Consider the following 20,362-nt stretch of genomic DNA (forward strand, 5'->3'; position numbering starts at 1 on the left):
CTCGCTTCATGTCGGCGCTGTGGCGGTAGGCGAAGGCGTTGTCGGTCATGACGCGTTCGATGACGGTGATGCCTTGGGCGGCGAAGTACGCCGCAGCCCGCTCCAGGAAGTCCGCGCAGGTGGGTCCTTTCTCGTCGGGCAGGACTTCGGAGTAGCCCAGCCGGGAGTAGTCATCGATCAGCGAGTGGACGTAGTCGTACCCGATCTTGTCCCGCTTGCCCTTGGCGGCCTGGGTGGCAGCCAACCCGTGAGCGCGCCACCCGCCCCCGTCAGGGATCTTGCCGAGCTTCTTGACGTCCATGTGCACCAGTTCGCCCGGATAGTCGCGTTCGTAGCGTTCCGCGCTCTGTTTCGAGGACCTGATCACCTCCCCGGTCATCGGGTCCAACTCGCGCAGGTACGGCATCTGGTGACGGCGCAGGATCCGTGAGACCGTCCGCGCCGGCACGCCCACCTTCGGTCCCAGGACGTCAGGGCCTTCACGGTCCGTGACCCGCGCTCTCAGGACGGCTTCCTCGACCTCGGGAGCCGTCCTGCGGGGGCTGGTGCGTGGGCGTGAGGATCGGTTCGCCAACCCGCCTTCCCCTTCAGCGGCGTGACGACTGATCCACGTCGCGACGCACTTGCGCGAGACCCCCATCGCCGCCGCGATGTGCGCCTGTTTCCATCCCTGCTGATGACGCTGGACGATCAAGCGGCGGCCATGAACAGTTAAACGGGCATTAGCGTGGGACACGAGAACCTCCGGGTTGGAGTGGGCCTTAGACAAGCCACATCCCACCCGGAGGTTCTCCCGCGTTCAAGCACCCACACTGCTACCAACCTCCTGGCCGGGTACATCTAGGAGGGCCGTCTCACCGCTCGGACGTGCGTCTCAGCCACCGAAGAAGACCCGGTCGTAAGCGGCGCGCGCGTGACGGGTCACGCGGCGGTACTCCTCCTCCAACTCCTGGCCCGTGCCGGCCGGCCTCCGCAGCACCCGCACGATGCCTTCGGCGTCGCGAACATCGGACGGGAGAGCATCGAGTGGGCGCCCGCGGTTGAGCAGCCCGGCGTTGCGCAGCCGCGAAGCCAGCGTCCAGGCAGACCTCAACTCGGCCGCATCCTGGGCGCTCACCAGGTCGAGCCGCGCTGCCGCCTCCAGGGCACCGAGGGTGCTCGTCGTGCGGAGGTCGGGGTGGGCGTGAGCATGCCTCAACTGGATCAGTTGTGCACTCCACTCGACATCGGAGAGTCCTCCATGACCGAGTTTGAAGTGCGTCTTGCGATCCGCACCTCGAGGCAGACGCTCGGCCTCCATCCGCGCCTTGAGGGTGCGGATCTCCCGGACCTGACCGGCATCGAGGCCGCCCTGCGGCCAACGGATGGGGTCCACGAGGGCCACCCAACGCGCGGCGAGCTCCGCGTCACCGGCGACCGGCCGCGCCCGCAGCAGGGCCTGGGCCTCCCAGACCAGCGACCACCGTTCGTAGTACGTGGCGTAGGAGGCCAGTGATCGGACCAACGGACCGTTCTTGCCCTCCGGTCGCAGTGCAGCGTCGACCTCGAGTTTGGGGTCCGGACCGCTCAGGCCCAGGACTCGGATGAACTCGCGCACGACCTCGAGCGCCTCGTCCTGCGCCTGCTGCTCGGACGCCCCGTCGACGGGCTCATGGACGAAGAGGACATCGGCGTCACTGCCGTATCCGATCTCCCGGCCGCCCAGCCGGCCCATGCCCACGACGAGCAGCCGGGTCGTCAGGTCCTGGCCGGTCCGCAACTCGTGGGCGCGGATCGTGGCATCGAGGGCGACCTCCATCAGCGCCTCGGCCAGGTCGGACAGGGCGACACCGAGGGCGTGCAGAGTGAGCTTGCCCTCGAGATCGGCCACGGCGATCCGGAACAGTTCGGTGCGGCGGATCCGGCGCGCGGCCAGCACGGCGTCATCGAGCGACTCCTGCCGGCGCGCCGCGGACTGCATCCGCTGGAAGATCTCCGCTCGCGAGCGCGGCTGCACCCCACCGGACTCCCCGAGGAACTGCACCGACTCGGGCGCCTGCTCGAGCAGGTCGGCCGCGAACCGGCTCCGGCCGAGCACGTGAGCCAACCGCTCGGCTGCCGATCCCTCGTCGCGCAACAACCGGAGATACCAGTGCGTCGATCCCAACTCGTCGCTGATCTTGCGGAAGGCGAGCAACCCCGCATCCGGGTCTGCCTCGTCGGCGAACCACGAGAGCATCGCCGGGAGGAGATGCCGCTGGATCGCCGCGCGCCGGCTCACCCCCTCGGTGAGGGCCTGCAGATGGCGGAAGGCGCCCTTGGGGTCCCGGAAACCGAGCGCGGTGAGGCGGGCCTGGGCCGCCTCGGGAGTGAGCCGTACGTCGCTCTCGGACAGCCCCCCCACCGCCGCGAGCAGGGGTCGGTAGAAGATCCGTTCGTGGAGGTGACGGACTTCGCGGGCGGTCGCCTTCCACTGCTTGACCACCTGGGCGCCGGGATCGGTGCGATGGCCAAGTGCGCGACCGAGCCGACGCAGGTCTGCGGCGCCGCTTGGCATCAGGTGGGTGCGTCGCATGCGTTGAAGTTGGATGCGGTGCTCGAGCGTGCGCAGGAGCCGGTATGCCGTGGCCAGCGCGGCAGCGTCCTCGCGGCCGACGTAGCCGCCACGGGACAAGGCCTCGAGAGCGGGCAGGGTGCTTCCCGAGCGCAAGCTGTCGTCCGTGCGGCCGTGGACCAGCTGCAGGAGTTGGACCGAGAATTCGACGTCCCGCAGGCCACCCTTGCCCAGTTTGATCTGCCGATCCGCCTCCGCCGGTGGGACGTGGTCCTCGACCCGTCGACGCATCGCCTGGGCGTCGGCCACGAAGTTGTCACGTCCGGCGGCCGTCCACACGAAGGGTCGAACCGCCTCGAGATAGTCGTGTCCGACTCCTGCATCCCCGGCCACGAAACGAGCCTTGAGGAGGGCCTGGAACTCCCAAGTCTTGGCCCACCGCTCGTAGTAGGTGCGGTGACTGACCACGGTGCGGACCAAGGGCCCCTGCTTGCCTTCGGGACGAAGGGCCGGGTCGACCTGCCACAAGGAGCCGGCCGGGGTCACCGCGGAGCAGAGCCGCATGATGCTCGTCGCGAGGTCGCCACCCACGGCGAGTGCCTCGGCCTCGTCGTGACCCTCGGCGGGTTCGCAGGCGAAGATCACGTCGACGTCACTGATGTAGTTGAGTTCCCGGCCGCCGGTCTTGCCCATGGCGATGACCGCGAGCCGGGTCGCGCCTGACCGCGCGCCCAGCATGGCGACGGCAAGGTCATGGGCAGCTCCCAGTGCCGCCTGGGCCAGGTCTGCCAGGGCGGCCGCGACGCGGTGCACCACATCGGTGGGGATGTCGGACTCCAGGTCGAGCGCCGCGATCCCCACGAGTTGGCGGCGATACTCGATCCGGAGCACGTCCTCGGCCGCTGGACCGGTGTGGCCGGCCTGCGCCGCCAGGACCGGGGCGGTCAGGCGGGCGGTGCGGTCCTCAACGTCGATCCAGGTTGCGGCGAGCAGGTCCCGGACATGACTCGGGTGGGCGACCAGATGGTCGGTCAGCGCCACCGACGAGCCCATGACTCGCAACAGTCTGCGGCGACCGGCTCCCCCGTCGCGCAGGGTGTCGACGATCAGTTCGGACAGGTCCTCGTCGGGTGCGGCACCGGCGGCCTCGGCAAGTCGGACCGCGCCCAGCAGGGCCTGATCGGGGTCGGCGCTGTCGACCAGTGCCCGTGCGAGGCCGTCGTCCTCGATCGCCTCGCGTGAGCGGATCACCGCTTCGAGGACGCGATCCTCGAGCAGCCCAAGGGCTCGACGAGGGTCGTCGAAACCCAGGCGGGCCAAGCCGGCGAGGACGCTTTCCGAACGTGACGTGACCACGGATCAGAGGCGGAGGTAGCGATCGAGTTCGAAGGCCGTGACGGTGGCGCGGTAGTCCTCCCACTCGCGCCGCTTGTTGCGGAGGAAGAACTCGTAGGTGTGCTCGCCGAGGACCTCGGCCATCAGGTCGCTGCTCTCCATCGCCTGGATCGCTCCGTTGAGTGAGCTCGGCAGGTCCTTGATCCCCATCGCCTTGCGCTCCACCTCGGTCAGGCTCCAGACATCGTCCTCGGTCTCGGGGGGAAGCTCGTAGCCCTCCTCGATGCCCTTGAGGCCGGCGCCGAGGATCACGGCGAAGGCCAGGTAGGGGTTGCACGCCGGGTCGAGCGTGCGCACCTCGATTCGAGTGCTGTTGCCCTTGTTCGGCTTGTACATCGGGACGCGGACCATGGCGGACCGGTTGTTGTGGCCCCACGTCAGGTGTGCCGGGGCCTCGCCGCCACCCCAGAGTCGTTTGTAACTGTTGACCCACTGGTTGGTCACAGCCGTGATCTCGGCGCCGTGGTGCAGGATCCCGGCGATGAACTGCCGACCGACCTTGGAGAGCTGGTAGGGCGCTCCCGGCTCATGGAAGGCGTTGTGGTCCCCCTCGAAGAGGGAGACGTGGGTGTGCATGCCGGAGCCGGGGTGGTCAGCGAACGGCTTGGGCATGAAGGTCGCGTAGAGGCCTTGCTCCAACGCCACCTCCTTGACGACGGTGCGGAAGGTCATGATGTTGTCGGCCATCGACAGCGCGTCCGCGTAGCGGAGGTCGATCTCGTTCTGGCCCGGCGCGCCCTCGTGGTGGCTGAACTCGACAGAGATGCCCATGGACTCGAGCATGGTGATCGCCGCACGACGGAAGTCGTGGCCCGTGCCGTGCGGCACGTGGTCGAAATAGCCGGCGTTGTCGATCGGGACAGGGCGCTCGCCCGAACCCGGTTCGTCCTTGAGCAGGAAGAACTCGATCTCCGGATGCACGTAGAAGCTGAAGCCGAGGTCCCCGGCCTTGGCCAGCGCGCGCTGGAGTACGTGACGTGGGTCCGCCATGCTTGGCGTGCCGTCGGGTAGCGAGATGTCGCAGAACATCCGAGCAGTGCCGGGGTTCTCCCCCCGCCACGGCAGGATCTGGAACGTCGAGGGGTCGGGGGTGGCCAACATGTCCGCCTCGTAGACCCGTGCGAAGCCCTCGATGACCGAACCGTCGAAGCCGATTCCCTCGGTGAAGGCACCCTCGAGTTCAGCGGGCGCGATCGCCACCGACTTCAGCGTCCCCAGCACGTCGGTGAACCACAACCGGACGAACCGGATGTCCCGCTCCTCGATGGTTCTGAGCACGAACTCCTGCTGGCGATCCATACCCGCATCCTTGCGCACGGCGTGTTACGGCGGTGTTTCACGCCAGGAGGCACATCTGGCGGGATTGGCGGACTCTCGAAGAGTAAATTCTTCGTAAATACACAGATTTCTGAGTAAGTCATGAGTCCCCGATCACGATCAGGTAACGATCGTTTACGGGGGTTCCGTTGGGGACGGACGAGGCGAAGTATGCCGCGAAGGCGCTCCCCCTGCGGGACGCCCGGCCTCGTCCAGGGCCTTCCTCGAGTTCACCCACAGACAGGAACCCGTCGTGAGAATGTCCACGCAACGCTCAGGGATGAGAGCACTGGCGCTCGCATCTGCGGGCGCGCTCACCGCCGCCTTGTTCTCGATGGCACCGGTGGCCTCGGCCGCACCGGCACCCCCCGTGTCCGACTCGGGCCCCCTTGCCTCGCTGAATGACAAGGGTGGAAATGGGGACGTGCCGGCGCACCCCTTGGCGATCGCGAACAAGAAGGCCGCGCAGAAGCAGGCAGTCATCGAGCGACGCCTCAAGAATGGGGCCAAGGACTCGCCCAAGACCGTCAAGGTGGGCAAGGGGCAGTACGTCGAACTCCAGCGTGAGGCCACCGACCCGGTCTTCGTCATCATCGTCGAGTTCGGCGACCAGCAGTACCCCAACCCCATCTTCCAGGGACCGCCGGCCGACGGCAGCACGACGGATGTGACCGGCCCTCTCCACAACGAGATTCCCGCGCCGGACCGCTCCGTCGACAATTCCACGCTGTGGCAGGCCGACTACAACAAGGCCCACTACGAGGACATGTATTTCAATCGGATGGCGAAGTACTTCCAGACCGAGTCCTCCAACCGGTACTCGGTGACCGGAGAGGTCCAGGGCTGGGTCAAGGTGCCCTTCAACGAGGCGCTCTACGGCCGCAACTACTGCGGGGGCATCGTCTGCGCCACCACCAAGGCGCTGACCCGCGACGCCATGGCGGTCTGGGTCGAGCAGCAGCTCGACTCGGGCAAGTCGATGGCGGACATCCAGACCTACCTGAAGAAGTTCGACGTCTGGGACCGCTACGACCTCGACGGTGACGGCGTCTTCAACGAGCCGGACGGCTACATCGACCACATGCAGGTCGTCCACGCCGGCGGCGACGAGGCGGCCGGTGACCCACACCAGGGCACCGACGCCATCTGGAGCCACCGCTGGTACGCCAACCTTCAGGCCGGCGGCCCCGGCGGGCTGGCCGGTGTCCAGATCGGCACCAACGGTGGCCTGGTCAGCAGCAGCCTGATCCCGAACAACCCCACCGGAGTGTGGCTCGGTGACTACACCGTCCAGCCGGAGAACGGCGGCCTCGGGGTCTTCACCCACGAGTACACCCATGACCTCGGCCTGCCCGACATGTACGACACGTCCGGCAACACCGGGGGCGCCGAGAACTCGACGGCCTTCTGGACGCTCATGTCCTCCGGGGCCAACATCGGCGACGGTGGGCCCGAAGGTATCGGCGACGACCCGACCGACCTGTCGGCCTGGGAGTTGCTGAATCTCGGCTGGCTGGGCGCCCAGGAAGGCAAGGGCCCCTTCTACCAGGTGGTGCAGTACGGCGAGAAGGCCAACATCAAGCTCGGCCCGAACGTCCCCGGCACCAAGTCTCCGCAGGCGGCCTTCGTCGTGCTCCCGGACAAGTTGGTCGACCGGGATCTCGGCCCGGGTGCCGAGGCCGGCGACTACTTCTGGGCCAAGGGCAAGCAGGACTTCACCTCGACGATGACCGCACCCGCCGCGGCAGGGGCGCTGGCGGCCAAGGTCCGCTACGACATCGAGGATGGCTGGGACTACGCCTTCGTCCAGGCTCAGGTGGGCGGGGCATGGGTCGCGGTGAAAACCAACCTCTCCACGACGACGGACCCGCAGGGCAACAACCCGACGGGCACCGGGATCACCGGCCGCTCGGCCGGTTACGACACCGGGGCCTGGGTCAGCCTCACGGCCACGCTTCCCACCGGGACCACGGCGGTTCGGTTCGCCTACAGCAACGACCCGGCCGAGTTCGGCGACGGCTTCGGCGTCGACTCCGTGACCGTCGGCGGCGCCGCGATCGCGGACTCGGCGTGGACCCTCGACGGCTTCCAGACGGCGGTCAACGGCGTGGTCAAGGAGGCCTTCTTCAACGCCTACGCGCTGGAGAACCGCCAGTACGACGGCTATGACACCTCCCTCAAGACGGCCTACAACTTCGGCTTCGCCGACCGGCCGGACTGGGTGGAGACCTACCCGTACCAGAACGGCCTGCTCGTCTGGTACTGGAACGAGCAGTACGCCGACAACAACGTGGGTGACCACCCCGGCGGCGGCCTGATCCTCCCCGTGGACGCTCACCCGAGCTTCCACCACTACGCCGACGGCCAGCTCATGCGCCAGCGGCTGCTGGCCTACGACTCGACCTTCGGGACCGAGCCCACGGACGCCATCACCATCCACAAGGCCGGTCAGGCGGCGACGATCCCGTCGCAGCCCGCCGTGAACGTCTTCGACGACACCAAGTCCTGGTGGTCCAACTGCGACGCCGACGCCTGCACCGGGTCGCACGCGGGCCGCTACCAGCCCGGCTGGACCGGTGTCGACGTGCCCAAGACCGGCACCACGGTGACGGTCAACGGCGCCACCACGGGCAGCCACCTGAACATCACGGTGGCTCCCAAGAAGTGAACCGATGAGGAGGCCCCGTCACCGACCACGGTGACGGGGCCTCTTCGCGTGCGCCACGGCATACCATCGGCCCCATGATCGACCAGCCCCCCACCACCGCGCCCGAGACCACCGCCCCCTATGGCACCGGCGCCCAGGCCGCACCGCAGAAACGGATTCGCATCCCCCACCTGCAGAAGATGAAGGCGGACGGCGAGAAATGGGCCATGCTCACGGCCTACGACATGTACACCGCGGAGATCTTCGACGAGGCCGGCATCCCGGTCCTGCTGGTCGGAGACTCGGCCGGCAACAACGTCTACGGCTTCGAGACCACCGTGCCGGTCACGGTCGACCACCTCGTGCCGCTCTGCCGCGCGGTGACGAGCGCCGCCAAGCATGCGATGGTCGTCGCCGATCTGCCGTTCGGGTCCTACCAGGCCAGCCCGCAGCAGGCGCTGGCGACGGCCACCCGCTTCATGAAGGAGGGCCTGGCCCACGCAGTCAAGCTCGAGGGCGGCAAGGCGATGGTCCCCGAGGTCGAACTTCTCGTACGCGCCGGCATCCCGGTCATGGGCCACATCGGCTTCACCCCTCAGAGCGAGCACGTTCTGGGCGGTTATCGGGTCCAGGGGCGCGGCGACTCCGCCCAACGCACGATCGACGACGCCGTCGCCCTCCAGGAGGCGGGGTGCTTCGCGATCGTCATGGAGATGGTGCCGTCGCCGCTGGCCAAGGCGGTCACCGAGCGCCTCGACATCCCGACGATCGGGATCGGGGCCGGCCCGGACTGTGACGCGCAGGTTCTCGTCTGGCAGGACATGGCGGGGCTGCGAGGCGGGCGAGCACCCCGCTTCGTCAAGAAGTACGCAAACCTCCGCGAGGACCTCGCGGACGCGGCCAAGGCGTATGCCGCGGAGGTCGCCTCAGGCGCCTTCCCTGCGGCCGAGCACAGTTTCGAGAACTGAGTTCGAGAACCGGACCGCGCGGTCAGTCCTCCTGGTCCTCGTCGTCCCACCCGGGGGTGGCGCCCTTGGCGTCCCACTCGCGGTCCTCGTCGTCCCAGCGCTCGGTGTTCTCCCGGGCATGCTCGAGGGCTTGGCGTGCCTCGGCCTCGGTGGCGTAGGGACCCATGACATTGGCGTCCTGACCGCGCGTCTCGTCGCTCTCGACGGACTTGGTGTCGACGTTGTACCAGTAGGGCACGAGAAGTTCCCTTCGTGTCAGGCCCGGATCGAGTGGGGCAGCCGGGCCGGGGCTGCCTAGACTCCACCGTATGCCGCTCACCTCCTCGCGTGTTGTTCCGGGGACGATCTCGCCGCGTCGAGCCGTCCCGTCCGCGATCACGCGACCCGAGTATGTCGATCGACCCAAGCCGGTCGAGGGACTCGAGCCGAACGTCAAGGACGCCGAGACCATCGAGCGGATGCGGCTCGCGGGCCGCATCGCGGCCCAGGCGATGGCAGCCGCTGCCGCCGTCATCGCCCCCGGGGTGACCACCGACGAGATCGACGCGGTGGGCCACGAGTTCCTCCTCGACCACGGGGCCTACCCCTCGACCTTGGGCTACAAGGGTTTTCCGAAGTCGCTGTGCACCTCGGTCAACGAGGTCATCTGCCACGGCATCCCGGACGATCGGCGTCTGGACGACGGCGACATCGTCAACATCGACATCACGGCCTTCATCGGTGGCGTGCACGGCGACACCGACGCGACCTACCTCGTCGGCGAGGTCGACGAGGAGTCACGTCTGCTCGTGGAGCGCACACACGAGGCGATGATGCGCGGGATCACGGCCGCCCGCCCCGGTCGTCAACTCAACGTCATCGGGCGAGTCATCGAGTCGTATGCCGCGCGCTTCGGCTACGGGGTCGTACGCGACTTCACCGGTCACGGCATCGGCACCGAGTTCCACAGCGGTCTGATCGTTCCTCACTACGACGCGGCACCGGCCTATGACACCGTCATCGAGGCCGGGATGACCTTCACCATCGAGCCGATGCTCAACCTGGGCACCCCCGACTGGCAGATGTGGGACGACGGCTGGACCGTCGTCACCAAGGACGGATCGCGGTCGGCCCAGTTCGAGCACACCATCCTCGTGACCGAGGACGGCAACGAGATCCTCACCCTTCCCTGACCAGACCGGACCATCGACCAAGGAGAACCACGCCATGCCCAGCCACCCCACGGCCTCCCTCGGCATCGACATCGGAGGAAGCGGCATCAAGGGCGCTCCGGTGGATCTGGAAGTGGGCCACCTGGTGAGTGATCGGCTGCGGATCGACACCCCGAACCCGTCGACCCCCGAGGCGGTGGCGGACGTCATCGCGCAGATCGTCGACCACTTCAAGGACGTTGTCGGGCCCACCGCCCCCATTGGCGTCACCATCCCCGGCGTCGTCATGCACGGCGTCGTGAAGACGGCGGCGAACATCGACAAGGGGTGGATCGACTGCCCGATGGAGGACATGCTCGAGGCGCGCCTGGGTCGCGACATCGTCGTCGTCAACGACGCGGACGCGGCCGGTGTCGGCGAACTGCACTACGGCGCCGCCAAGGGCCAGCAGGGGCTGGTCATCCTCACCACGCTCGGGACCGGTATCGGTAGCGCGGTCCTCCACGACGGGGTATTGGTCCCCAACTCCGAATACGGTCACCTCGAGGTCGACGGGCACGATGCGGAGAGCAAGGCTGCAGCCTCGATCAGGAAGCTCGAAGACCTGTCCTGGGCGGACTACTCCGCGCGCCTGAGCCGCTACTACCAAGCCCTCGAATCGGTGACCTGGCCGGACCTGATCGTCATCGGCGGAGGTGTGTCCAGGAAGCCGGAGAAGTTCCTCCCCCGGATCAAGTGCCGCACACCCCTGGTCGCCGCAACCCTGGCCAACGAGGCCGGCATCATCGGGGCCGCGAAATTGGCCGCGGATGCCCAGAAGGTGCGTGGCCGCCACAGCTCGTGAGCGAGCGTGTGGCGGTCTGTCAACTGAAGAGAACGGCCCCACGACCCGCGAGATCACGCACCTCTGTGTCGGGAGACCCGAGGGTGCGTGCCTGTCCCAGGTAGAGCCCACGCCCGGTGCTGGACAGCAGAGCGTCGTGGATGGGCAGGGCCTGACGAGCACCGATTCGGCGCACGAAGGCGGTCATCTCACGGCTGCGCTGCCACGGCGCGTTGAGGGGGAAGGCCAAGACGTCCACCGGGCCGGGTTCGCCGTCGAGGGCGTCGCCGGGGTGGAAGAGCGAGGGCTCCCCGGGCGCCGACAGACGCACGCCGACGTTGCTGATCCGTGGAATCTCTTCGTGGATCAGGGCGTGGATGGCACCGACGGGAGTGATCGTCAGGTCGCCGATCAGCGTGCCGTCCGGCTGGTGAACGCTGGGCTCCAGCCCCACGCCTCGCAGCACCTCGACACTGTCGGGGTCGCAGAGAAGGAGCGCATCGGTGTTGGCCCGGACCAGCTCCGGGAGGCGCTCCGGATCGAGATGGTCCCGGTGCTGGTGCGTGACGACGATGACATGAAGGTCCCGCAGCTGCGTGAAGTCGCCGGTGAAACTTCCGGGATCGATCAGGACCCTGACGTCGGCGCTCTCGACGAGCAGGCAGGCGTGGCCGAGATGAGTGATCTGCATGGATCTCACGGTACGGCGACCGAATTGCACCCGTGTTACTTGAGTGAAGAGAGTGACAAGTGGGACCGTGCACCGTAGCGTGTCGGAGTCCGGCCGAAGGAGACACCGATGACGAGGCATGCCCGGCGCCGTCACCGTGTCCTGCGCACGGGTGCGTGCGCCATTCTCGCCGCCTCCGTCGCAGGCATCGGGATGACCACCGCTTCCCGGGCCGCGGCGACGCCCGCAACGGTCCCCCTCTCCCCCCTGGCGGTGTCGACTGACGACGTCCGTCCCAGTCAGGCCGATGTCGATGCCGCTCGCGCCGCCGTCGGGGCTGCCTCGACCGCCGCCACGCGTGCCCAGGCCTCCTACGACGCCGCGGCCATCGAGCTGTCCCGCACCGAGGGCGTCATGGCCCGGGCCGCGGCCCAGGCGGCGACCGCGCAGGCTCAGCTCGATGGTCGGAACCGCGAGTTGGAGCAGGCCGATTCCCGCGCCGCAGCGCTGGCCCAGCAGGCAACGGCCAACCAACTGGTCGTGCGCCGGGATGCTGCCCTCATCTGGCAGGACCAGGGGGCCAGCGACCTACCGGCCCTGCTCGACGAGGGTGGGCCACAGACGGCCGCCGACCTGGCCTCGGCCATCGAGCACATCAGCGCTCGGCGACAGGCGGCGCTCGAGCGGGCCGGCGCGTCCGCACATGCTGCCGACGAGGCGCGCCGGTTGGCCGAGGTTGCCCGCAGCCAACAGGCTCAAGCGGCAGCAGAGGCACAGCAGGCACAGGATCGGGCCACTGCGGCGCTCACGCAGGCTGCCGCCGACTCGAGTCGCCTCAGTGCGCAGCAGGACCAGGCACTCGCCGACCTCGCCCGGCTGCGCGGAGTGGCCCTCAAGGTCGAACAGGACCGACAGGATGCCTTGGCCGAAGCCCGAGCACGTGCCGCCGCCGAAGCCGCCGCCCGGGCAGCGGCCGAGGCAGCAGCGCGTGCCGCCGCGGAGGCAGCAGCCCGCGAGGTAGCGGCCCGGGACGCCACTGCCAAGGCGGCCGCTCAGGCCGCCGCGCGGTCCACGGGGTCCGGGAAGGTGGAGGTGCCCGCGACATGGACACCCAGTGGCGGCATGTCGCCGGCGCAGGCCCGGGCCACTGCTCGGTCGATGCTCGGTGCGTATGGATTCGGCGACGGTCAGTGGGGCTGCCTGGACTCCCTGTGGACCGGGGAGAGCAGTTGGAACTGGGCCGCCCGCAATCCGTCGTCCGGGGCCTACGGGATCCCGCAATCGCTCCCGGCATCCAAGATGTCGAGTGCCGGTTCGGACTGGCTCACCAACCCGGCCACGCAGATCGCCTGGGGGCTGGGCTACATCAAAGGCCGCTACGGGTCCCCTTGCGCAGCCCTCGCCTTCTGGCAGGGCAACTCACCACACTGGTACTGACCGCCTCCCCAGCGACGGCCGAACAGTGAGGGATGAGTCGGCCGATACGCCGGGTTCTGTTCTCCCCCACCGTTACCGGTGACGAAGCGACGGTCATCCATCTACGAGCGCCGTTGCCGACGCCCTCCAGCGCTCTACCCGGATGCTCGGGCGGGCCGCCCTGAAGACGCATCCTGTCTGAGCTTGCTCCGGGTGGGGTTTACCGAGCCGATCCGGTCACCCGGATCGCTGGTGGTCTCTTACACCACCGTTTCACCCTTACCGGTGCGCAAGGCACCGGCGGTCTGTTCTCTGTGGCACTGTCCCGCGGGTCACCCCGGGTGGGTGTTGCCCACCACCTTGCCCTGTGGAGCCCGGACGTTCCTCGGCGGTGGTTGCCCACCGACGCGACCGCCTGGCCGACTCATCCGCGGATCAGTCTACCGGCGGAAGAGCACCTTTCCGGTGCCGATGTCGGCCCTCACGAGTTCCGCCTCGATCTCGGCCCCCAGGTCCGCGTCGCCCTCCAGTTCGGCCACGACGGCGGGTTCGAGCACCTGGACGACCGCACCGCGCGACCGCCGCCGCTCTCCGCCATCGACGGCGACCTCGACGACCACGGCCGGAAACTTCTCCCCCACCCGGTCGGCGAGGATCGCGGCCTCCGTGGCGTCGATGCTCGCTCGCGCCACCGCATTGGCGAGTTGATCCGACTTCTTGAGAATGTCCGGCAACGTCGGCAGGGTCTCCCGGACCCAGCCCGGCACATCGTGCTGGGCCGAGATGGCCTCGCACGCGGCCAGCACGAAGCGATCGCCGAGGCGACGCAGCGGCGCTGTCGTGTGGGCATAGGTGGAAGCCACTGCCGCATGCTCGGGGTGTTCGGGCACGACACCGTCGAACGCGGCATACCCGGCCCCGCGGAAGAGGCCGGTCGCCTCGTAGATCAGCGCGAGCTGCTTGGGCTCGGTGCGGTCCAGGCTGCGGAGGAACTCCCCATAGGACTGTTTGCCTCCCCAGGGCACCCCGAGCGCCTTCGCCTGGTGCCGGAAGCGGTCGATCGCCTTCTGCTCGGCGGGCGGCATGGTGCGCAGCAGACCGACCTTGGCGCCGATCATCAACTCTGCAGCCGCCATACCGGTCATCAGCGAGATCTGGGCGTTCCAGTCCTCACAGGCCAAAGGTGGTCGGAAGTGCACGGTCCAGGACCCGTCCTCGTCCTGGTGGACCTCCTGATCCGGGATCGGCAGGTTCGCGCCACCTCGAACGGCCTCACGGGCCAGGCGCAGCAGGCCGACCTCCTTGAGGAGGACCAGTCGCTGGTCGCCGGTACCCCCGTCGATGAGTTCCTGCACCTGCTCGTAGTCGAAGCGGTCGACGCTGCGCACCCGCGCGGCATACACCTGCACCGACGTGCCCTCGCCAGTCCTGTCCACCTGCATGTCCCACACGTATGCCGGTCGCTCCTGACCCGGGAGCAGGCTCGCCGCCCCCTCGGACAGGGCCGGCGGGTGCAACGGCACCCGCTCGTCGGGCGAATAGATCGTCTGTCCGCGCCGACGCGCCTCGGTGTCGATGGCGCCACCGGGTTCGATGAAGGACGCCAGGTGGGCGATGGCGTAGCGCACGCGATAACCGTTGCCGTTGCGCTCGATGTGCAGGGCCTGGTCGAGGTCCATCGAGCCGGGCGGATCGATCGTGCAGAAGGGCACCGCCGTCTCGTCCCTGTCCACGGTCAGGAGCGGCTCGCGCAGGACCCGTTCGGTTTCGGCGAGCACCTCAGGCGGGAACTCCCCGGGGACACCGAGTTCCTCTCGGATCGCGGCATACCGGGCCTTGAGGGCGGCGCTGACGTGACGGGCTGTGACGATCTGGCGGGGCATGGCGCCCACCCTAGGCAACGCCCCTAGGGTGTCGGGGTGATTGTCCTGTTGCCGCCGTCGGAGTCGAAGTCGAACCGTCTCCGAGGACGACCGGCCGACCCCACCACGTGGTCCTTCCCTGACCTCATCCCGGCCCGTGCCGAGGTCGCCGCTGCCCTTGCGGCGGCCAGTGCCCGCCCTGACGCCCTGGAAGTCCTCGGCGTCTCGGCCGGCCTGGCCGACGAGGTCGCCCGCAACCTGCTCCTCGACTCGGCGCCTGCGACGCCGGCAGCCGAGGTCTACACCGGAGTGCTCTACGACGCCCTCGGTCTTGCCACGCTCGACGCGGCCTCGCTGCGTCGAGCGCGCCGGATGCTGGTCGTCGTCTCGGCCCTCCATGGCGCCGTCCGCCTCGGGGACCGGATCACCGCGTATCGGCTGTCGGCCGGGACCGACCTGCCCGGCATCGGACGACCCGAGACCTGGTGGGGCAGGCACCTCTCGCCGGTACTGACCGCCCACGCGGGCGCAGGCGTGGTGGTCGATTGCCGATCGGGGTCCTACCTGCCCATGTGGCGCCCCTCCGGCGCCGTCGCCACGCGCTGGGTGCAGGTCAGGGTGCCGGGTGCGAGCCACATGGCCAAGCACACCCGCGGTTTGGTTGCCCGGGCGCTCGTGCAATTGCCGAGCACGCCGCGGACCGTGCCGGCGACCGCGACCGCGCTGGCCGAGACCTTCGAGGTCAGCCTGCGAGAGCCGGACCGGCTCGGCCGCCCGTGGGTGCTCGAGGTCACGTCGACCTAGTCCAGGACCGTGGCCCCGAGTGTCGCCGCGAGGTCGTATGCCGCGTCGCGGGCTGCCGAGGACGGCGCGCCGGTCACCTCCAGGGCCGGCCCGACGGCGGACCACTGCAGGCCGGTGACGATCTTCTCGATCGAACGCACCGCGCCTGTCGTGTCGCTCGCGCCGTGGACGATGGCGGCGTAGGGCCGACCGACGGTCTCGCGCAAGCAGGGGTAGTAGATCGTGTCGAAGAAGTGCTTGAGGGCGCCCGACATCCACCCCAGGTTCGCCGGCGTGACGAGGAGGATCCCGACGGCGGTCAGGACGTCGGAAGCCGTGGCGGACAACGCTGCCCGCGGCTGCACCACCAGCCCGTCGAGGGCGGGGTCACGCACACCGGCGAGGGCCGCATCGAGGAGGTCATCGAGCGCCGGAGACACCGTGTGGTGCACGACGAGCACGGTCGGTCGGTCGGCCATGGCGCGCTCAGACCTCGGCGGCTGCCAGGGCGCGGTCGACGTCGGCGATCAGGTCGTTGATGTCCTCCAGGCCCACGCTGAGGCGCACCGTGCCATCGGTGATGCCGATGGCAGCGCGCGCCTGTGGTGTCAGGCGCCGGTGGGTTGTCGTGGCCGGATGAGTGGTGAGGGACTTGCTGTCGCCGAGGTTGTTGGAGATGTCGACCAATTGCAGCGCGTTGATGAAGGCGAAGGCCTCCGTCTTGCCGCCGGCCAGGTCGATCGTGATGACCGTGCCGCCGCCGCTCATCTGCCGCCGGGCCAGGTCGTTCTGCGGGTGGGAGGCCAGCCAGGGGTGCAGGACACGGACCACTCCTGCCCTGCCCTCCAGGTGCCGGGCCAGGGTCAACGCGTTCTCGTGCATGCGCTGGACCCGCAGGTCGAGGGTCTCCAGGCCCTTGAGCATGACCCAGGCGTTGAAGGCGGACATCGACGGACCGGTGTGGCGCATGAGGTTCTTGACCGGGCCCTCGATGTAGTCCTTGGACCCCAGGACGGCTCCGCCGAGCACTCGGCCCTGACCGTCGATGTGCTTGGTCGTCGAGTAGACCACGACATCGGCGCCGTGCCGCAGTGGAGAGGAGAAGACCTGCGTCCCGAAGACGTTGTCCACCACCACCGTTGCGCCCACCGCGTGCGCGAGCTCACTGACCGCCGCGATGTCGACGAGCTCCATCATCGGGTTGCTCGGCGTCTCGAAGAAGACCGCCGCCGTCGGCTCGGACAGGGCGACCCGCCACTGATCGAGGTCAGGACCGTCGACGAAGACCGCCTCGACACCGAACTTGGGCAGGATCTCGTCGACGATGACGAAACATGACCCGAAGAGACCGCGCGAAGCCACGACCCGGTCACCCTGCCCGACGATGGCGGCGAGCGAGACCCAGACCGCAGCCATGCCGGTCGCGGTGGCGAAGCACGCCTCGGCGCCTTCCATGAGGCGAAGCCGCTCCTCGAACATCGCGACCGTCGGGTTGCCGTAGCGGCTGTAGATGTAGTGGTCGACCTCGTCCTTGAAGGCCGCCTCGGCCTGCTCCGCGGACTCGTAGACATAGCCCGAGGTCAGGAAGAGCGCCTCACTGGTCTCGTCAAAACCGCTACGGGTCAGGCCTCCTCGCACCGCGAGGGTTTGTGGTGCGTAGGTTGCGTCGTCACCCGGCGTGGCCATCAGCCCTGCCTCCACGGCAATCCGACGTTCTTCCAGCCCGACACACTCCGGTGACCGTCGTCGTCGTGACCGCCCTCGAAACCGTCGAGCACGTTGTGCGCCGGACCGAGGCCCGCGGACGTGGCGGCCGCAGCGGCAGCCCGGGAACGAACTCCGCTGCGGCACAGAAAGTACAGCGGCGTGCCCGGCTCCACGCCTGCCTCGCGCAGGGAGTCGAGGAAGCCTTGGTTCACCTGCCCGTCGGGATAGGACAGCCACTCGACGAGCAGCACCTCCGGCGCATCGGCGGGCAGGACGGGCACCCCCACGTAGGTCCACTCGGCCTGGGTCCGGACATCGACGAGGACGCCCTGCTCGGGACCGGTGACCGCGGCATACGCATCCGCGGGGCTGACATCTCCGGCATAACTCATGGCGACAGGGTATGCCGTGTGCCGAAGCGCCGAGCGGCCGTCCCGTCGCGCGGAACCCCGATGCGCGTTCGCCCTCAGAGCCCCGACTCGGGCGTGCGCACCAGGATCCGACGGCACTCCTCGCAGCGCAGCACCTCATCGGCCGGGGCTGCGGCGATCCGGTTGAGCTCGATCTGGTTGAGCTCGAGTTGGCATCCTCCACAGCGGCGACGCGTGAGGGCCGCGGCCCCGATCCCGCTCGTGGCACGGATTTTTTCGTAGAGGCCGACGAGCTCATCGCCGATCTCGCCGAGCAGGCCGGCGCGCGGGCCGGACACCCCGGTCTCCTCGAAGTCCAGGTCCTTGAGCCGGTCGTCCCGGCTGGCCTCGAGGGCGGTGATCCGCTCACCCAACTCGGCCCGGCCACGCTCGAGCTCCCGGACGTCGGACTGCGCGGCCTCGGATCGCTCCATGACCTCGAGTTCGACATCCTCGAGGTCTCTCTGGCGCCGGGCCAGCGACTCGAGTTCGTGCTGGATCGCCGTGAGTTCCTTGCTCGTTCCCGTGCCGGCGTCCAACCGCGCGCGGTCGCGGGCAGCGCGCTCTCGCACCTGCTGCACATCGGCGTCGGCACGGGCCATCTCCCGTGCGATGTCGTCCACCTCGGTGCGGGCGCGCACGAGTTGGTCGTCGAGCAGTCCGGCCTTGTGCTGGAGGTCGGCGATCTCAGCGAGTTCGGGCAGGTGGCTGCGGGCGTGGGCGATCTGGCTCAGGCGGGTGTCGATGGCCTGCAGATCGAGCAGGCGGAGTTGGCGCTCGGGAGCGGCTTTCACGGCATACCTCCGGGGGACGATGGTCGAGAGTGGACCTCCGTAGGTGCTTCTCAAACCGTCCGAAGCCGCTCGGTTCACTGATTTCCCAGATTATCAGGGGTCCGCAGGCGCGTCGGCCGCGTGGGCTGCGTCCTCGGATCACCGATCAGCGCGGTCCGGTACGGGAAGATTCGCCAAAGGCTCAAACCCGTGTGAGTGCCTCGGTTCGGGGCGGTGCTCTCGACGATCTCGACGAACTCCCCGCGGCTCATCACGACGCCTCCGCGGTGCCCGAGTCCGTCGTCAGCACCCTGGCGTCGGCGCGTACGCCGGTCCGGCTCTCGATGGCGCTCGGGCACTGGCCGAGATCACCGCAAGCGGTTTGAACGTCGATCCTGCGGTGGGCCCGGCCGGCCTCGAACCGACGACATCCACGGTGTAAACGTGGCGCTCTACCAACTGAGCTACAGGCCCGGGACGTGTCTGCATTGTTGTCTAAAAGTGGACGCGTCCGCTGGGTCATTGTGCCAGTGGGGCGGGCGGGTGCCTGTCGGGGCGTGTGTGCGGGCGTGTAGCGCGCGGAAACGGCCCTGTGGGGGCCGTTTTCGGGTGGTGGTGTCGCGGGTTTCGCCCCGGTGGGGTGTCCGGGGTGGGCGGGGCGGCGTCAGGCGGCTTGGCCGGGTGGTCGTGCGGCGGCGCGGGCGTGGTGGGTGGCGCGGGCGACGGCGTTGTTCATGAGGGCGTAGCTGATGAGGGTGAGGAGCTGGTTGTCGTAGCCGTAGGAGGGGATCCGGTCGAGGTACCAGGCGTGTTCGAGGCCGTTGTTGCCGGATTCGCTGTCGGCGCGCATGCCGTAGATGCGGTTGAAGTCGTCGGTGTCGATTTCGGGGATCTGGCGGACGTGCTCGCCGCGGTTGACGTTGTCGATCTGGTCTTGGCGGGTGGGGTTGATGGGGACGTAGAACGTCTTGGTCCAGGGCGTGAGCTTCCCGCTGGTGGGGTCGGTCCGGCCGCAGGCGATGCGGGTTTGGACGTACCAGTCGGTGTAGTCGCCGTTCTTGCGTCCGCGGGCGGTGGTGTGGTGGGGCAGGCGGGTGTGGGTGACGGTCCCGTCGGAGGTGACGTGTTCCTCGAACAGTCCGCCGCCGATGCCGTAGATGGGGTGTTCGCAGGCGCCGAACGCGGTGCTGTGGTGGGTGAGGGTGTGGACGCGCTTCTTGCGGAACCTTTTGCCGTTGATGGTGACGGCGTTCTCGGCGGTTGTGGGGGCGGTCTGGATCTTGTTGACGACGACGAGTCCGCGCGGGGTGAGCCGGGCGAGGTGGGTGCCGCGCAGGGCGCCGTCGACGGCGACGTGGGTCAGGCCGGGGTTGAGGTCCTGCACGCGGGTGATCAGGTCGACTATGGCGGCGGCTTCCCCGCCGTCGTGCTTGGGCCGCATGAGGGTCAGGCCGGCGATGACGCGGGTTCCGGACGCGGGGTGGCGGGACCACGCGACGACGCTTTTCGCGCCCTGCCGGACCCGGTTCTTCCCGCCTTCGCCCCACGTGCTCTTGTTCGGGTCGTAGCGGCGTTCCTTGATCTCGCCGGTGTCCTTGTCGACCCATTGGTCGCCCTTGACGTACCGGGTCGGGGACGTGTGGTTCTTCCCGTCGACGGCGAGGACGTTCGCGCGGGCCGCGTCCTTCACTCCCGTGCGGGCGTGGTCGGGCATGAGGCCCATGTCCTGCGCGGTGCGGGCCGCGGCCGCCTCAAACTCCGTGTGGAGCGCGTCATGCAGGCCCAACGCGGACATGCGCTGCTGGAAGTAGTTGAACTGCGACAGGGTCGGCGGCCCGTTCTCCAGCTCGTACCGGGCGGCGTCCGCGCCGATCCGCGCTGTCGCGGCCTTCACGACCGCCGGCCAC

The 20,362-nt window shown here is 68.7% G+C and carries 18 protein-coding genes, 1 tRNA gene and 1 other RNA gene; 7 read left to right on the forward strand and 13 right to left on the reverse strand.

The features are described from left to right. From BN10_RS16370 to glnA, 3 genes are all read right to left on the reverse strand, one after another. On the reverse strand, positions 1-736 hold a 736-nt coding region (locus BN10_RS16370; protein ID WP_233354284.1), incomplete at its 3' end, for a leucine zipper domain-containing protein. Between the two features lie 138 nt (positions 737-874). Further along, positions 875-3,889 (reverse strand): bifunctional [glutamine synthetase] adenylyltransferase/[glutamine synthetase]-adenylyl-L-tyrosine phosphorylase, encoded by a 3,015-nt coding sequence (locus BN10_RS08415; protein ID WP_010850807.1) that lies wholly within the window; start codon positions 3,887-3,889, stop codon positions 875-877. Positions 3,890-3,892: 3 nt separating this feature from the next. After that, a complete protein-coding gene (gene glnA, locus BN10_RS08420) occupies positions 3,893-5,227 on the reverse strand; it encodes a type I glutamate--ammonia ligase (RefSeq protein ID WP_010850808.1) in 1,335 nt (444 codons plus the stop codon). 298 nt (positions 5,228-5,525) lie between these two features. Between glnA and BN10_RS08425 the strand changes: the two genes are divergently transcribed. Beyond that, positions 5,526-7,913, forward strand: coding sequence for an immune inhibitor A domain-containing protein (locus BN10_RS08425; protein ID WP_156917360.1), 2,388 nt, complete (start codon positions 5,526-5,528; stop codon positions 7,911-7,913). Between the two features lie 74 nt (positions 7,914-7,987). Continuing rightward, positions 7,988-8,860: a 3-methyl-2-oxobutanoate hydroxymethyltransferase gene (gene panB, locus BN10_RS08430; protein ID WP_010850811.1), complete on the forward strand. Its 873-nt coding sequence runs from the start codon at positions 7,988-7,990 to the stop codon at positions 8,858-8,860. A gap of 22 nt (positions 8,861-8,882) precedes the next feature. Here the strand turns inward: panB and BN10_RS08435 are convergent, their stop codons facing one another. Further along, on the reverse strand, positions 8,883-9,098 hold the full coding sequence (locus BN10_RS08435) for a hypothetical protein (RefSeq protein WP_010850812.1): 216 nt from the start codon (positions 9,096-9,098) through the stop codon (positions 8,883-8,885). A gap of 70 nt (positions 9,099-9,168) precedes the next feature. Here BN10_RS08435 and map point away from each other — a divergent pair, with 70 nt between their 5' ends. Both map and ppgK read left to right on the forward strand, forming a co-directional pair. Further along, on the forward strand, positions 9,169-10,032 hold the full coding sequence (map, locus tag BN10_RS08440) for a type I methionyl aminopeptidase (protein ID WP_010850813.1): 864 nt from the start codon (positions 9,169-9,171) through the stop codon (positions 10,030-10,032). Between the two features lie 34 nt (positions 10,033-10,066). Then, complete coding sequence (ppgK, locus tag BN10_RS08445) at positions 10,067-10,855, forward strand: polyphosphate--glucose phosphotransferase (protein ID WP_010850814.1); 789 nt, start codon at positions 10,067-10,069, stop codon at positions 10,853-10,855. Positions 10,856-10,874: 19 nt separating this feature from the next. Here the strand turns inward: ppgK and BN10_RS08450 are convergent, their stop codons facing one another. After that, positions 10,875-11,525: an MBL fold metallo-hydrolase gene (locus BN10_RS08450; protein WP_010850815.1), complete on the reverse strand. Its 651-nt coding sequence runs from the start codon at positions 11,523-11,525 to the stop codon at positions 10,875-10,877. A gap of 108 nt (positions 11,526-11,633) precedes the next feature. On the opposite strand from BN10_RS08450, the gene BN10_RS15730 reads away from it, so the two are divergent. Then, on the forward strand, positions 11,634-12,941 hold the full coding sequence (locus tag BN10_RS15730) for an aggregation-promoting factor C-terminal-like domain-containing protein (protein ID WP_010850816.1): 1,308 nt from the start codon (positions 11,634-11,636) through the stop codon (positions 12,939-12,941). Positions 12,942-12,970: 29 nt separating this feature from the next. Here BN10_RS15730 and rnpB read toward each other — a convergent pair. Together rnpB and BN10_RS08460 are read right to left on the reverse strand one after the other, a co-directional pair. Beyond that, an RNA gene (gene rnpB / locus BN10_RS15965) (RNase P RNA component class A) lies at positions 12,971-13,347 on the reverse strand. 13 nt (positions 13,348-13,360) lie between these two features. Next, entirely contained in the window at positions 13,361-14,803 is a 1,443-nt protein-coding gene (locus BN10_RS08460) for an RNB domain-containing ribonuclease (RefSeq protein ID WP_010850817.1), read from the reverse strand. A 36-nt stretch (positions 14,804-14,839) separates the two neighbouring features. Here BN10_RS08460 and BN10_RS08465 point away from each other — a divergent pair, with 36 nt between their 5' ends. Then, positions 14,840-15,586, forward strand: a complete 747-nt coding sequence (locus BN10_RS08465; RefSeq protein ID WP_010850818.1) for a YaaA family protein — start codon at positions 14,840-14,842, stop codon at positions 15,584-15,586. On the opposite strand, the gene BN10_RS08470 is transcribed toward BN10_RS08465, so the two are convergent. The 4 genes from BN10_RS08470 to BN10_RS08485 form a co-directional block, all read right to left on the reverse strand. Then, positions 15,583-16,044: an NAD(P)H-dependent oxidoreductase gene (locus BN10_RS08470; RefSeq protein ID WP_010850819.1), complete on the reverse strand. Its 462-nt coding sequence runs from the start codon at positions 16,042-16,044 to the stop codon at positions 15,583-15,585. The genes BN10_RS08465 and BN10_RS08470 overlap by 4 nt on opposite strands. A gap of 7 nt (positions 16,045-16,051) precedes the next feature. Continuing rightward, positions 16,052-17,251 (reverse strand): O-succinylhomoserine sulfhydrylase, encoded by a 1,200-nt coding sequence (locus BN10_RS08475; protein WP_010850820.1) that lies wholly within the window; start codon positions 17,249-17,251, stop codon positions 16,052-16,054. Then, on the reverse strand, positions 17,251-17,664 hold the full coding sequence (locus BN10_RS08480; RefSeq protein ID WP_010850821.1) for a rhodanese-like domain-containing protein: 414 nt from the start codon (positions 17,662-17,664) through the stop codon (positions 17,251-17,253). The genes BN10_RS08475 and BN10_RS08480 overlap by 1 nt, the downstream gene beginning before the upstream one ends. 74 nt (positions 17,665-17,738) lie before the next feature. Beyond that, positions 17,739-18,476, reverse strand: coding sequence for a zinc ribbon domain-containing protein (locus tag BN10_RS08485; protein WP_010850822.1), 738 nt, complete (start codon positions 18,474-18,476; stop codon positions 17,739-17,741). 191 nt (positions 18,477-18,667) lie between these two features. Here BN10_RS08485 and BN10_RS16845 point away from each other — a divergent pair, with 191 nt between their 5' ends. Further along, the gene (locus BN10_RS16845) at positions 18,668-18,841 is read left to right on the forward strand and encodes a hypothetical protein (protein WP_156917188.1); all 174 of its coding nucleotides are present in this window, start codon (positions 18,668-18,670) and stop codon (positions 18,839-18,841) included. A gap of 15 nt (positions 18,842-18,856) precedes the next feature. Here BN10_RS16845 and BN10_RS08490 read toward each other — a convergent pair. Further along, positions 18,857-18,929: transfer RNA gene (locus BN10_RS08490), tRNA-Val, on the reverse strand. 190 nt (positions 18,930-19,119) lie between these two features. After that, positions 19,120-20,362: hypothetical protein (locus BN10_RS08495; RefSeq protein ID WP_198014036.1), on the reverse strand; the 1,243-nt coding region annotated here is incomplete at its 5' end.

It is taken from the genome of Phycicoccus elongatus Lp2 (assembly GCF_000367525.1).
Taxonomy (GTDB): domain Bacteria; phylum Actinomycetota; class Actinomycetes; order Actinomycetales; family Dermatophilaceae; genus Phycicoccus_A; species Phycicoccus_A elongatus.